Origin of the sequence: Microcoleus sp. POL10_C6 (assembly GCF_036701585.1) — a bacterium.
Taxonomy (GTDB): Bacteria; Cyanobacteriota; Cyanobacteriia; order Cyanobacteriales; family Microcoleaceae; genus Microcoleus.
Genome location: NZ_JAUBRB010000033.1, coordinates 19,704 through 34,373 on the forward strand (window position 1 = coordinate 19,704; position 14,670 = coordinate 34,373).

Below are 14,670 nucleotides of genomic sequence, written 5' to 3' on the forward strand. Positions count from 1 at the left end.
TAGCTAAAATTTCAAATCAGATGGCTCTAAAATTTCGCAGTACAATCAACAATAGCTGCACGGAAAAGACTATGAACGAGACAATAACTGCTACAGGTCTGCCTCCTGCATTCCCCGATCATACCCAATTGCCAGACGAAGACGGTACATTTGTAAAAAATTTTCAGGAGCATCCCCAGAGCATCATTCTGACAGATTCGATCGGGCCGGTTGTAGAGCGGCTGCATCCAGACGGACAATATGCGGGCAAGATTGCGGCATTTACTGGCGAGAAACTGACCCGCCAGAGCGAGGCGCAGAAGCACCGGATTGGTTTTACGTGCCGAATGTACCCGCAACACTTGACGGTTTTCGCCGTTCTTATGTACTTTGGCGGGAACACATGGCTCCGTTCATTGCTTTAGAATTTGCTAGCGGTAATGGAGATGAAGAGCGCGATTCCCTACCCTTCGGGAACCCCTACGGGGAACGGGATAGCTTCGCTTCACGTACTCCCTTGAGTGTGGCCGCTGACGGTACCACCACTAAACCGGGTAAGTTTTGGGTGTACGAGAGAATTATCCGCATTCCTTACTACGGCATTTATGAAATGAGAACGGGCAATTTAGAGGTCTATCACCTGATAGATTTTGTGTATCGAAGGATGGAGCCAAACGAACGCGGTCACTATCCCATTCCTGTACTAGATGTAGAATTGGGACTGTGGCAGGGAAGCTATCAAAATCAAGAACTGCTTTGGCTGCGGTGGTGGGATTCCCAGGGGAATTTGCTGTTAACTGGCTCCGAACAAGTTGAAATTGAGCGGGCTAGAACCGAGCAAGAACGGGAAAGAGCCGAACAAGCAGAGCGAAAAGTTACCCAGTTAGCCGATCGAATGCGAGCAATGGGAATCGATCCCGATGCTGAGGACTGATATCAAATTTTCAAAACTCTCTCTGTAGCGCGAGCATCCCGCACCTAATCTTTTATAATCACAAAAAACAAAGCTGATGGAAACTAAACCACCTCTACCGCCCTTTACGTTGGAAACGGCTAAAGCCAAAGTTCAAGCTGCTGAAGATGCCTGGAATACCCGCGATCCAGAACGAGTAGCCTTAGCTTATACGGAAGATTCTCAGTGGCGAAACCGTGCCGAATTCTTCAGCGGACGGGAACAAATCAAGGCTTTTTTAAGACGAAAATGGGCAAAGGAATTAGATTACCGTTTAAAGAAAGAACTGTGGAGTTTTACAGACAATCGGATTTCTGTTCGATTTGAGTATGAGTGGCACGATGATTCTGGCTACTGGTATCGCGCCTATGGTAATGAACAGTGGGAATTTGCAGAAAATGGGTTAATGCGAAGACGTGAAGCTAGCATTAATGATGTTCCCATTCAAGAGTCTGAACGGAAGTTTCGATAAAATTTATCTGTGAGTTGCTAGAGGCATAAACCTGGCTTTTTAGGAAAATATGCAGGTTTGTAGTGAGAACTTTAGTCATGATTGACTAAACGCCAGAAAGACGAATAAAGTCCTCACTACTAACGAAAGGTTTGTAGTAAGGACTTGAATCATGATTAGATTTATTGCAAAAATACAAGACACCCCACCCCAACCCTCCCCTTGAATCAGGGGAGGAGGCAAGATTATTCTTGTTTCCCCCCTGAATAAGGGGGGACTTGCGGGAGGTGAATTTGACTTTTGCAAGAACTCTAGAGAAGTTTATAGAGCATCTGCGATCGTGTAGAATCTGAAAAAACAATTTTAATGGAGTTTTGTTGCAAATGAAATTTTTGGCGATCGAAACACTAATTTTTAGTTCTATCCTTCTGTCAATCTCATCATTGTCCTCTGCTCAAAGTAATCAACAGGGATCTACAATTCTACCCACAGGAGCTTACTACGCTCAAGGAACAATGTTCAATAACTCCCGTAGAGAGATTGCACATCAAAACAATAGAATCTGCATCAAGATCGTCGATGGCCCTGCAACTCCCTACAAAGGAGTCGAATCTATCACAATTAGCAGCGTGTCTTTGGAAAATGGGAAATACTATATTGATGCAACTGGCACGGAGCTAGTATTAAAAAACAATGGAAAAGCATTCTCTGGCGACATTCGCGGTACATGGGAGTATAGAGGTATCTCCTCCGATCGCAGGAGTCAACCCATACAAGCTGAAAAAATGGCAGAATGTGTAGCTGCTCAAGGACGATATGTGCAGAAGATGGAAGGAATATCCATTTCAGGAATCGATTTTCCCAAGCATTAACCACGATCGAGATGGGTAAGGGCGCAACCAAAAGGTGCTCTGTGGGATGCAGTAATGGGTAATCGAAGTAAGGTGCGCGGCGCGCACCCTACATCATTAGGTTATTCGTGCCAGACTGTATCCTCAATCGGTAAGCAAACTCGGAGAAGTCAGCACAAAGACATCCCTGGTTCCCACCCCTTCAGATTCCGGTTTAATCGGTGTAGTGAAGTGGAAAAACTCGTGGTCGTTAACTAACAGCAATTCTCCCGGATGCAGAATTTTATTAAAAACAGGCTTCTCTTTTTTAGCCAAGTACAAATGCGTTTCCCCGCCTACAATATTAGTTCTGTCAACTGAGAAAATCCCGATAAAATCAGTACCGTCTTGGTGAATGCCTTCCGGTGCGGGGTTGCCAAAATTGTTTGGCGAACAAGTCGTCCTGATTTGATGGATGCCGATTTCAGCTTCCGGGTGAATTTTGCAGGAATCGAAAAAAGCAAAAATCATCTGTTTGAAATTATCGAGGGCGATTAGTCGATCGTCCAATTCGGCAAATTCCCGCCTGATATCACCCACTAGCGGATTGTATGTTTTGCTTTGATACAAATAGCCGTGAGGTAACTTAACTAACTCATTTCCGTTGACTGCAAACCGCGACAATCTTCTCGAACGATACTTACCTTTCACATACGGATCGACAGGCATATCGTCAAAAAATTCCTTGAAGCCTTCTAGCTTAATCGAGTTTACTTTTTTGAAAGTAAACATGAAGGCATAATCCAAATGAATGGATTCTAATACGGTTTTCATAGATTTTACTCCCTGAAGCCTTGCTCCCCTCCCTAAATTTGCCTGGAGGAGGTGTATGCTTCTACTCTAGCGCAGGATTTTTGTATGTGTCGTAAAAAACACTACAAAAATTGCAAAGATATCGTAAAGACGACAAGATGAATTGGGGGCTGGTTCTTCTTTTAATCCAAAATCCCCAATCTAAAATCTAAAATCGATTGACTGCTTTCACCAGCGACTGACAGGCCCGCAGGAAAACGGCAACATCGACCCCAAGTGCGACGTACTGAACGCCAGCATCAATCCACTGCTGGGCGATTTCGGGGTTTTCGGCAAAAGTACCGGCGGCTTTGCCTGCTTTGCGGATGGTTTGGACTGCCTCTTGCATCATGTCGATGACTCGGGGATCGCGGACTTGGCCGGGAATGCCGATCGACTGTGACAAATCGTAAGGCCCCAGAAAAATCACGTCCACCTCTGGCACAGTAACAATTTCTGCCAGGTTGTCGATGCCGCATTTGCCTTCGACATGAATCACAACTAAGGATTCTTCGTTGAGTCGATCGGTGATATTTGTACCTGCAGCGGTGTAAAGTCCTGCCCGCGTAGCAAAGGAAAGGCCTCGCGTGCCCAGAGGACTGTATTTAGCACTTTTGACAGCGGTTTCGGCATCGATTTTGCTTTCAATTTGAGGTACTTGAACTCCTGCACTGCCGATGTCGAGAGCTCGTTGAATTTGCGGCCCGTCGTTTTTGCGGACACGAACAATCGGTGCAATTCCGGTGCAGTCGGCGGCGCGACACAAATCTTCAGCAGCAAGCGGGTTCAGGGGGCCGTGTTCCATATCGATAACGGCGAAATCAAATCCAGCGTGACCGCAGATTTCCATGAATGCGGGATAAGCGCAGTTCATAAATAAACCGAGGACTGTTTCGCCTTGTTTAATTTTTTGTTTGAGTTTGTTTTGACGCATGGGTAATCCCGGAAAGTTTAGTTGTTTTTTACCGCAGATGAAGCCAGATTGTTTTTAATAATACAGCTCAAATATGGTCGTAATAAATTACTTTATGTTAAGAGAATAGACAAAAATTTTATAGCTGCTTTTGCCTCTATCTTAAATGGAATCAAGCACAAAATCCAGCCAAAAATAAACATTCCTAAAATTGGTAAAAATATGGCTCCCACGGATGGTTCAACTAACCAAGCAAATAAAGAAAACATTCCAATACTGCCAGTTGTCCACAGCCACAGAATCAGAAATCCTATAACTGTTGTATGTAAACTCATCCTAATTCTGATGGAACAACCGAACTGTTGATTATGTATATCTCCTTGTATAATTGGGAACAATAAATGTCTACCGATGATGATGCGATTAATTTTGAAGTTTTTGCCATAAATCGTTCCTTCATAGGGTTTCGCAGGGGGCTGACCAAAGGGTAAAATTATTCTAAAAACTTTGGGAGGAGTAACAACTTCGTCCAACCTGCGTAAAACTTCCGAATAAGTTAAACTGGTGGTAATTGTTAAAGTCTCAAAAGGAATAAATAACCTAAAAAATTTGACTATCTTGAGCATAAGGTTCATCCGGCTGTTCAATAGTTGTTGCTGGTATTAATGCCTCTTCTCTAAAAAAATTTTCCCTGACAACAGCGCGAAATACCAGTATACTGCAAAATAAACATTTAGATGGGATGAGTGTTTTTCGCGCTATGTCAAAATTAATTCCACAATCTCCGATGAAACTTCGACAGTATCTATTTTTGCTCAAAGGTCGATCGATCCTTAGCCTCACCCTCGGCATAATCTCCGCGATAGGGAGCATTTCGCCAGTATTTGCTGCACCTCCCCGCAATCCCGACACTGCTGAAACTTGCGACATTCTAGTAGCAGGCGGCGGGCTCGCAGGCGCTGCTACCGCTTACGAAGGTTTGCTGGCGGGGCGCACAGTTTGCCTCACTGAAATTACTGACTGGGTAGGCGGTCAAATTTCCTCCCAGGGAACTTCCGCACTCGATGAAAGAGATACTCAGCGATCGCTCTTATTTTACCCCCGTGGCTACCTCGAATTGCGGGAGCGGATCAAGGAACATTACGGCCGGCTAAATCCCGGAGGCTGTTGGGTTAGCTATTCGTGTTTCATGCCCTACGACGGTCACAAAATTCTCTTTAACATCTTGCAGGATGCCGCTAGAAAAGGCAAAGGCACGCTGAAATGGTTTCCCAATACGGTTATTAAAGAACTAGCAATTACTCCTGCTGTAGCGGGGAATACGGTTGGGGGTCAACAAATTAAAAGTGCGATCGCCATTCAACACAAACCGGCCACCAACACCCCACCACTCAACACCGAAACTCTTTCTCAAACTATCGAAGATGCCTATCGCTACGAAAATTCTCCGCGATTTAATAAAACTATTATTCGGTTTATTTCTAAATCATCTGGAACCCCCCCTAACCCCAGAATGGTGGGGAATGCCACAAGTTCCCCCCCTTTACAAGGGGGTGCTGGTTGGTACGTTGTAGATGCCACTGAAACAGGTGAATTGATCGGACTTGCCGATGTTCCCTACCGCCTCGGAATTGACCCGCGTTCCCCTCTGGAACCTTCCTCCGCTAGCCCAACCGGCGACCCTTACTGCACTCAAGGTTTTACCTACACCTTTGCGATGGAGGCAACGAAGGAACCGCAGCAGCATCAAGTGCCGTCTTTTTATCAACAATACGCTCCTTACTACAGCTACGAATTGCAGAGATTGGCGAGCTTTCCCTTAGTTTTCAGCTACCGCCAAATCAGGACCAGGAGACCGGATGAAAAGCGACCTTTAGACCCGAAGCAATTCCCGATTTATCCGGGGGATATTTCGATGCAAAACTGGACTTGGGGCAATGACTATCGTCCCGGTTCTGCTGAGGATAATTTAATTTATTCTCGCAAGCAGTTGGAAGAGTCCGGTCAACTGCAACCGGGGGGATGGATGGGCGGTTTGCGAACCGAAACTTTGCGAAAGGGAGAGGAAAATGCCAAAGGATTTTTCTACTGGCTGGTAACAGGAACTACTGACTCGCAGCTAGGAGAGGGAGTCAAAAAGCCTAATCCAAACAATCGTTTTTTGAGCGGGTTGGATTCGCCGATGGGGACGGTGCACGGACTTTCTAAATATCCTTATATGCGGGAGGGCCGACGTATTATTGGGCGGCCGAGTTTTAATCAGCCTCAAGGTTTTACGGTGTGGGAAGTTGATATGTCTCGCACTGACTTTACGGCTGATTTTTATCGCCAGAATTTGTCGGAGGAAGAGTATCGGAATTTGTGGTTAGCTGTGGGTGGTTTGAATGCGCCGGCTTTGGCTGTGGGAAGTCAATCTGTTGAGGATACAAAATCGCGATCGCGCGCTACGATTTATCCTGATTCTGTGGGTATCGGTCATTATGCGATCGACTTTCATCCCTGCATGACCAACAGTCCGCCGGAAGCACCGGGAAATACCGAACGCGAAGGCACTCGCAAAGGTCAAGGGCAAGCTTATCCCTTCCAAATTCCCCTGCGGGCAATGATTCCCCAGAAAATTGACAATATGTTAGTGGCGGGTAAAAGTATTGCTGTTAGCCACACAGCGGCCGCTGCTTATCGAGTGCATTCTTTTGAATGGTCTGCCGGTGCGGCGGCGGGAGTTACGGCTGCTTTTTCCTTGGAAAAAGGGATTCTACCTTATGAATTAGTGGACGAATTGCCGTCCCGCGAGCCGAACTTGGAAGTATTGCAGTTGCGGTTGCAACAAAATGCCAATCCGATCGCCTTTCCGGGTACTTCTATTTTCAATAGTTCGTGGCAAAATTGGAAATAATCGCAGTTGATAATCTGTAGGGCCGGCATCCTGCCCGCCTTACAATAAAATTCACTCTGTGTGGAACAGGGTGGAACAGGCTTTCGGGCTTGTTCCTGACACCCCACAATTAACTCGTTAGCAAGAAGAGTTTGCTAACCAGTATAAAATAACCAATAACAAAATAGCTGATAAACAGCAATTTGTCATCCATCTTTCGACAGAAGCAATCAGACACTGCTTTAGTTGGATAATATCAATAATCTCAAAAATATTCCCCCCTTCCCCTTCAAACTCGTCAAAGGTAACGCTCATGTCAACTGCACAGATAACCAGCCCCAATTCCAATAATTATGCCAAACAGTTACTTAGAACCTTAGTGGCAGTCAAAAAAGGGGACTTTTCAGTTCGGATGCCCATAGACCAGACCGGTCTAGCGGGGAAAATTGCTGACGAACTTAACGACATTATCGAGCTCAATGAGAGAATGGCGGCCGAACTCGATCGCATCGGCACAGTTGTCGGTAAAGAAGGCAAAATCGCCCAGCGTGCCACCATCGGCAGCGCCGAGGGGTCATGGGCAGCTAGCGTCAACTCTGTCAATACCCTAATTACAGATTTAGTGCAACCAACCTCTGAAACCGCCAGAGTAATTCGGGCCGTAGCAAAAGGAGATTTATCGCAAACCATCGCCTTAGAAATAGAAGACAGACCCCTCAAAGGAGAATTCCTCCAAACAGCGCAAATTGTTAACACAATGGTAGACCAGTTGAGCTCCTTTGCGTCGGAAGTAACGCGGGTGGCAAGGGAAGTGGGAACCGAAGGGAAATTAGGCGTGCAAGCTGAAGTTAAAGGAGTTGCTGGAACCTGGAAAGATTTAACGGATTCAGTTAACTCGATGGCGGGGAATTTAACAGCACAAGTGCGTAACATTGCCGAAGTGACGACGGCTGTGGCCAATGGCGATTTATCCAAAAAAATTACAGTAGATGTAAAAGGTGAAATTCTCGAACTGAAAAACACGATTAACATCATGGTGGATCAGTTGAGTTCCTTCGCATCTGAAGTAACGCGGGTGGCGAGAGAAGTAGGAACGGAAGGCAAATTAGGGGTGCAAGCTGAAGTGCGGGGAGTTGCAGGAACCTGGAAAGATTTAACGGATTCAGTTAACTCAATGGCCGGCAATCTTACCGCACAAGTACGGAACATTGCCGACGTGACGACTGCTGTGGCAAATGGTGACTTATCTAAAAAAATTACAGTAGATGTTAAAGGTGAAATTCTGGAGTTAAAAAACACGATTAACATCATGGTGGATCAGTTAAATTCCTTCGCATCTGAAGTAACGCGGGTGGCGAGAGAAGTAGGTTCCGAAGGCAAACTTGGCGGTCAAGCTGAGGTGAAAGGAGTTGCCGGAACTTGGAAGGATTTAACAGATAGCGTTAACTTCATGGCAGGCAGTTTGACAGCACAAGTGCGGAACATCGCTGAAGTGACAACCGCTGTGGCAAAGGGCGATTTATCTAAAAAAATTACCGTAGATGTTAAAGGGGAAATTCTCGAACTAAAAAACACCGTCAACACGATGGTTGACCAGTTAAATTCCTTCGCATCTGAAGTAACCAGGGTTGCTAGGGAAGTGGGAACGGAAGGGAAATTAGGTGTGCAAGCTGAAGTGCAGGAAGTAGCAGGAACCTGGAAAGATTTAACGGATTCAGTTAACTCAATGGCCGGAAATTTAACAGCACAAGTCCGCAACATTGCTGAGGTGACGACGGCTGTTGCTAACGGTGACTTATCTAAAAAAATTACGGTACAGGTAAAAGGCGAAATTTTAGAACTGAAAAACACCATTAACGTGATGGTCGATCAGCTTAATTCCTTTGCATCTGAAGTAACCAGGGTTGCTAGGGAAGTGGGTTCCGAAGGTAAACTCGGCGGTCAAGCGGATGTGCGAGGCGTAGCAGGAACTTGGAAGGATTTAACGGATAGCGTTAACTTCATGGCGGGTAGTTTGACAGAGCAAGTACGGAATATTGCGGCTGTTACTACTGCGGTGGCAAATGGCGACTTGTCGAAGAAAATTACTGTAGATGTTAAGGGTGAAATTCTGGAGTTAAAAAACACCGTAAACACGATGGTGGATCAGTTAAATTCCTTCGCTTCGGAAGTAACCAGGGTTGCTAGGGAAGTGGGGACGGAAGGGAAATTAGGTGTGCAAGCTGAAGTTAAAGGAGTTGCCGGAACTTGGAAAGATTTAACGGATTCAGTTAACTCGATGGCGGGGAATTTAACAGCACAAGTGCGTAACATTGCCGAAGTGACAACGGCGGTGGCCAATGGCGATTTATCCAAAAAAATTACAGTAGATGTTAAAGGCGAAATTCTCGAACTGAAAAACACGATTAACATCATGGTGGATCAGTTGAGTTCCTTCGCATCTGAAGTAACGCGGGTGGCGAGAGAAGTAGGAACGGAAGGTAAATTAGGTGTGCAAGCTTACGTGCGGGGTGTAGGGGGAACTTGGAAAGATTTAACCGACAACGTAAACTTGATGGCGGGGAATTTGACGGCGCAGGTGCGGAATATTGCGGAAGTGACGAAAGCGGTGGCAAATGGCGATTTGTCTAAGAAAATCACCGTGGATGTTAAAGGCGAAATTCTGGAGTTGAAAGACACTATTAACGTGATGGTGGATCAGCTTAATTCCTTTGCTTCTGAGGTAACGCGGGTGGCGCGGGAGGTGGGAACTGAGGGTAAATTGGGCGGTCAAGCTGAGGTGAAAGGAGTTGCGGGAACTTGGAAAGATTTAACCGACAACGTAAACTCGATGGCGGGGAATTTGACAGCGCAAGTGCGGGGTATTGCTAAGGTTGTGACGGCGGTGGCGAATGGCGATTTGAAGCGCAAATTAATGCTGGAAGCTAAGGGAGAAATTGCGACTCTGGCAGATACGATTAATGAGATGATTGATACGCTCGCGACGTTTGCAGATCAAGTTACTACAGTGGCGCGGGAAGTGGGAATTGAAGGGAAATTGGGTGGCCAGGCGAAGGTTCCGGGCGCGGCGGGGACGTGGCGAGATTTGACGGATAATGTGAATGAGTTGGCGGCGAATTTGACTACTCAGTTGCGGGCGATCGCAGAAGTGGCAATTGCTGTTACCAGAGGCGATTTAACGAGGTCAATTTCCGTCGCCACGGAAGGAGAAGTTGCGATCGTTAAGGACAACATTAACCAGATGATCGCCAATCTGCGGGAGACTACGCAGAAAAATACTGAGCAAGATTGGCTGAAAACAAACCTTGCTAAGTTCACTCGAATGCTACAAGGTCAGCGGGATTTAGAAACTGTTTCTAAACTAATTCTCTCAGAATTGACGCCGCTGGTGTCTGCTCAGCATGGCGTCTTCTTTATGATGGAATCAGTCGAACATGATCCGTTTCTCAAACTGTTAAGTACCTACGCCTACCGCGAACGCAAACAGTTAGGAAATAGATTCCATTTAGGCGAAGGTTTGGTAGGGCAGTGCGCCCTGGAAAAGGAACGGATACTGTTGACAGAAGTGCCGGAAAACTACGTTAAAATTGGTTCGGGACTGGGAGAATCTACGCCGCTGAATGTGGTAGTTTTACCCGTATTATTTGAGGGACAAGTGACGGCAGTAATCGAGTTAGCTTCGTTCCGCCGATTCAGCGAAATACACTTGACATTCCTCGACCAACTTACAGAAAGTATCGCCATTGTCTTAAATACAATTGCGGCGAGTATGCGGACGGAAGAGTTGCTGAAACAGTCACAGTCTTTGGCAGAAGAGTTACAAACTCAGCAAAAAGAACTAACGGAAACTAACAAGCGTCTTGAACAACAAGCGCAGTCGCTCCGCGCATCTGAGGAACTGTTGAAGAGTCAGCAGGAAGAGTTGCAACAAACCAATGAAGAACTAGAAGAACAAGCGGAATTGCTAGCGCTGCAAAATAAGGAAGTTGAGCGGAAAAACCGAGATATCGAACAGGCGAGAGGGTTGTTGGAAGAAAGAGCCGAACAGTTGGCTCTAACTTCTAAGTATAAGTCGGAGTTTCTGGCAAATATGTCTCACGAGTTGCGAACTCCGCTGAATTCGCTGTTGATTTTGGCTCGATTACTTTCTGACAATACAGAGGGTAATTTGACTCTGAAGCAAGTTGAATACACGCGCACAATTTACTCGGCAGGAAATGATTTGCTGGGGCTGATTAATGACATCTTGGATCTGGCTAAGATTGAATCGGGCACGATGTCGGTGGAAATTGAGCAAGTGTTGTTTACGGACTTGCGAGATCATTTGGATCGGACTTTCCGCCAAATCGCCCAGGATAAGAAGTTGAGTTTTAAAATAGAGCTTGAGGCTGGGTTGCCAAAAGGTCTCTATACTGATGCTAAACGGCTGCAACAAGTTTTGAAGAATCTCCTCTCTAATGCGTTTAAGTTTACAGAGCGAGGTGAGGTGAAATTGCGTGCGGAAGTAGCGCGGGAAGGGTGGAGTTTAGAGATAGAAAGTTTAAGGAGTTCCCCTACTGTTTTGGCTTTCTCAGTTAGCGATACCGGGATTGGGATTTCTGCTGAAAAACACAGGGTTATTTTTGAGGCTTTCCAACAAGCAGATGGTAGCACTAGCCGCAAATACGGGGGCACGGGTTTGGGTTTGTCAATTAGTAGAGAAATCGCTAATTTGCTAGGCGGAGAAATTAAATTAACAAGTAGCCCTGGTGAGGGTAGTAGGTTCACGCTTTATCTGCCACAAACTTACCAAGAATCGCGAATAATAATCACTGATACGGGCTCGGGAACGGGCAAGCAAACGCCTCAATTACCCTCTGCTAATTCTCCCGCACTTCCTTTGCCGAATTTCCACTTGCCGATCGCGCCTTACCCCTCACCTTTAATCTCTGATGATCGAGAAAATATTGAGAGTGACGATCGCGTGCTTTTGATTATTGAAGATGATGTAAACTTCGCTCGAATTCTGTTGGATATGGCGCAGGAACAGGGTTTTAAAGGTTTGGTGGCTTTGCGGAGCGATATCGGTTTGGCGATGGCGCGAGAGTTCAAGCCAACTGCGATTATGCTGGATCTAAATTTGCCTGTGATGGATGGCTGGACAGTGCTCGATCGCTTGAAGCACGATCCAAGTACGCGCCACATTCCGGTTCACATTGTATCAGTGGAAGAAGGGCGGCAGCGCAGTTTGCAGTTAGGGGCGATCGCCTACTTACAAAAGCCTGTCAGTCGCGAAGCCTTGAGCAAAGCTTTGACTGATATTAAGGGTTTTGTGGAGCGGCCAGTGAAGAATTTGCTAGTCGTGGAAGACGACGAAACACAGCGTCTGAGCATTGTGGATTTAATCGGCAATCACGATGTTTCTACAACGGCTGTGGGGAGTGGTGCAGAGGCACTAGCAACTTTGAAATCCGGGCATTTTGACTGCGTTGTACTCGATTTGGGACTACCAGATATGACTGGTTTTGAACTGATCGAGCAGATCAAGCAAGAGGCTAATTTGAAAAGTCTGCCGCTTATTATTTATACGGGCAAAGAGTTGACACGATCCGAAGAAACTCAACTCAAGCGCATGGCGGAAACAATCATTGTTAAAGATGTGCGCTCGCCGGAACGTTTGTTAGATGAAACCGCTTTGTTTTTGCACCGAGTTCAAGCAAATTTGCCGGAACCCAAGCGCCAAATGCTAGAGCAATTGTATCAAACAGATTCGACGCTCGCGGGCAAAACAGTCTTGATTGTTGACGACGATATGCGGAATATTTTCGCCCTCACAAGTATGCTGGAGCGCCATAAAATGGAAGTTGTGTATGCTGAGAATGGCAGAGAGGGCATTGCTAAATTGCAAAATACCCCTGGCATAAATATTGTGTTGATGGACGTGATGATGCCAGAGATGGACGGTTACGAAACAATGCAAGCTATTCGTAGTATGCCTCAATTTGCTTCGTTGCCAATGATTGCTCTTACTGCGAAAGCTATGAAGGGCGATCGGGAAAAATGTATCGAAGCTGGTGCGTCTGACTACATTACCAAACCTGTTGATACGGAACAGTTGCTCTCGCTGCTGCGTGTCTGGCTTTATCGATAATGGAAGTCCGTTGTCAGTTGGCAGTTGACTGTTGGCAGTTGTCAGCAGTCAGCAGTCAGCAGTCAGCAGTCAGCAGTCAGCAGTCAGCAGTCAGCAGTTAGCAGTCAGCAGTCAACAGTCAACAGTCAACAGTTAACAGTCAACAGTCAAAAATGCCCAATAACCAATTAGTCATTAAAAATGTCCGAAAGCCATGAACTTGAAACAATCGAAATTCAACTCCTACTAGAGGGAATGTTTCGCTATTACGGATTTGATTTTCGTAATTATGCTCTTGCCTCTCTCAAGCGCCGTATTAGGAACACTATTCGCTCGGAACAGCTCACCACTGTCTCTGCACTTCAGGAAAAGGTACTTCACAATCCTGCTTACCTAGATCGTTTACTGCTGGATATTTCTGTCAATGTAACGGCGATGTTTCGCGATCCCAGCTTTTACATTAGTTTCAGAAATAAAGTGGTGCCGCTGCTGCGTACTTATCCTTTTATTCGGATTTGGCACGCTGGATGTTCAACGGGCGAAGAAGTCTATTCTATGGCAATCTTGCTGCAAGAAGAAGGACTTTATGACCGTTGTCGGATTTACGCTACGGACATGAATGAATTAGTGTTGAAAACAGCCAAAACAGGGATATTCCCGCTGAAACAAATGCAAGAATATACGCAACTATACCACCAAGCGGGGGGCAAGAAAGCGTTTTCTGAGTATTACACTGCTGCCTATGAAAATGCGATTTTTCGCTCTTCACTTAAAGATAATATTGTCTTTGCTCACCACAACCTAGCAACGGATAATTCTTTTAATGAATTTAATGTTATTTTGTGCCGTAATGTGCTGATTTATTTCAATTCACACCTCCAAGAGCGGGTACACAAGCTTTTTTATGAGAGCCTGGGAATGTTTGGAGTTTTAGGACTAGGACATCAGGAGTCTCTGACTTTTACACCTTATGAAAAATACTATGAACCAATTGAAAGTAGTGAGAAACTCTACCGGAGAATTAAATAAGAAAAATTTTCAAATAGTGGTTGTGGGTACGTCTTTGGGAGGGCTAGAGGCTCTGACTGTGCTGCTGGCAGATTTGCCCCAAAGCTTTCCTTTGCCTGTAGTTATTGTCCAACACCGCCATAAGACTTCTGAGAATAGGCTTACTTATTTTTTACAAAAGCAAAGCTCTCTCCAAATCACAGAGGCAAAAGACAAAGAGCCGATCGCACCTGGACGGGTTTACTTGGCTCCCGCTGACTATCACTTGCTAATAGAATCTCCCTGTGAGGAGGAGTTTAGCCTGTATCAAAACAACTTTACAGAATGGGGGAGCGTGGCAGTGGAGTCAATCCATAATTCAAAATCCCCAATCCCCAATCGCGGAACTCCTACATTTGCACTATCAACTGAGGCTCCTGTCTGCTACGCGCGGCCCTCAATCGATGTGCTGTTTGAGTCTGCTGCGGATGCCTTTGGGGAGAAAGTTATCGGCATAATTTTAACGGGAGCGAATTCGGATGGTAGTAAAGGGCTGGCAAAAATTAAAGCTGAAGGAGGATTGACATTTGTGGAGGAACCGGCTTCAGCTCTGTGCCCGACCATGCCAGCGTCAGCGATCGCAAATGTTGAAGTAGACTGGATTTTACCCCTCTCTAAAATTGCTCCCTGTTTAGTCAATTTGCTAAGAATTAAAGATTAAA

Annotated in this window: 9 protein-coding genes and 1 pseudogene; 7 read left to right on the forward strand and 3 right to left on the reverse strand. The window is 45.8% G+C overall.

Going from position 1 to position 14,670, the window contains the following annotated elements:
• Nucleotides 1-71: 71 nt before the first annotated feature.
• From QUA34_RS18620 to QUA34_RS18630, 3 genes and pseudogenes are all read left to right on the forward strand, one after another.
• Nucleotides 72-913: pseudogene (locus QUA34_RS18620) on the forward strand (Uma2 family endonuclease).
• A gap of 76 nt (nt 914-989) precedes the next feature.
• Nucleotides 990-1,403, forward strand: coding sequence for a nuclear transport factor 2 family protein (locus QUA34_RS18625; protein WP_332978470.1), 414 nt, complete (start codon nt 990-992; stop codon nt 1,401-1,403).
• 362 nt (nt 1,404-1,765) lie between these two features.
• Nucleotides 1,766-2,254 carry a hypothetical protein gene (locus QUA34_RS18630; protein ID WP_333324651.1) on the forward strand — a complete coding sequence of 163 codons (489 nt, stop codon included), beginning with the start codon at nt 1,766-1,768 and terminating at the stop codon, nt 2,252-2,254.
• A 123-nt stretch (nt 2,255-2,377) separates the two neighbouring features.
• Here the strand turns inward: QUA34_RS18630 and QUA34_RS18635 are convergent, their stop codons facing one another.
• The 3 genes from QUA34_RS18635 to QUA34_RS18645 form a co-directional block, all read right to left on the reverse strand.
• Nucleotides 2,378-3,046, reverse strand: a complete 669-nt coding sequence (locus tag QUA34_RS18635; protein WP_333139431.1) for a 2OG-Fe dioxygenase family protein — start codon at nt 3,044-3,046, stop codon at nt 2,378-2,380.
• Nucleotides 3,047-3,233: 187 nt separating this feature from the next.
• Entirely contained in the window at nt 3,234-3,998 is a 765-nt protein-coding gene (locus QUA34_RS18640) for an aldolase/citrate lyase family protein (RefSeq protein ID WP_333324653.1), read from the reverse strand.
• A 92-nt stretch (nt 3,999-4,090) separates the two neighbouring features.
• Nucleotides 4,091-4,603 carry a hypothetical protein gene (locus QUA34_RS18645; RefSeq protein ID WP_333324655.1) on the reverse strand — a complete coding sequence of 171 codons (513 nt, stop codon included), beginning with the start codon at nt 4,601-4,603 and terminating at the stop codon, nt 4,091-4,093.
• Between the two features lie 134 nt (nt 4,604-4,737).
• Here QUA34_RS18645 and QUA34_RS18650 point away from each other — a divergent pair, with 134 nt between their 5' ends.
• The 4 genes from QUA34_RS18650 (at nt 4,738) to QUA34_RS18665 (ending at nt 14,669) form a co-directional block, all read left to right on the forward strand.
• The gene (locus QUA34_RS18650) at nt 4,738-6,873 is read left to right on the forward strand and encodes an FAD-dependent oxidoreductase (protein ID WP_445242831.1); all 2,136 of its coding nucleotides are present in this window, start codon (nt 4,738-4,740) and stop codon (nt 6,871-6,873) included.
• A gap of 292 nt (nt 6,874-7,165) precedes the next feature.
• Nucleotides 7,166-12,982, forward strand: a complete 5,817-nt coding sequence (locus QUA34_RS18655) for a HAMP domain-containing protein (protein ID WP_333388869.1) — start codon at nt 7,166-7,168, stop codon at nt 12,980-12,982.
• A 180-nt stretch (nt 12,983-13,162) separates the two neighbouring features.
• Entirely contained in the window at nt 13,163-13,990 is an 828-nt protein-coding gene (locus QUA34_RS18660; RefSeq protein ID WP_333324664.1) for a protein-glutamate O-methyltransferase CheR, read from the forward strand.
• Entirely contained in the window at nt 13,944-14,669 is a 726-nt protein-coding gene (locus QUA34_RS18665; protein WP_333388870.1) for a chemotaxis protein CheB, read from the forward strand. Before QUA34_RS18660 ends, QUA34_RS18665 begins: the two co-directional genes overlap by 47 nt.
• Nucleotide 14,670: the final 1 nt, after the last annotated feature.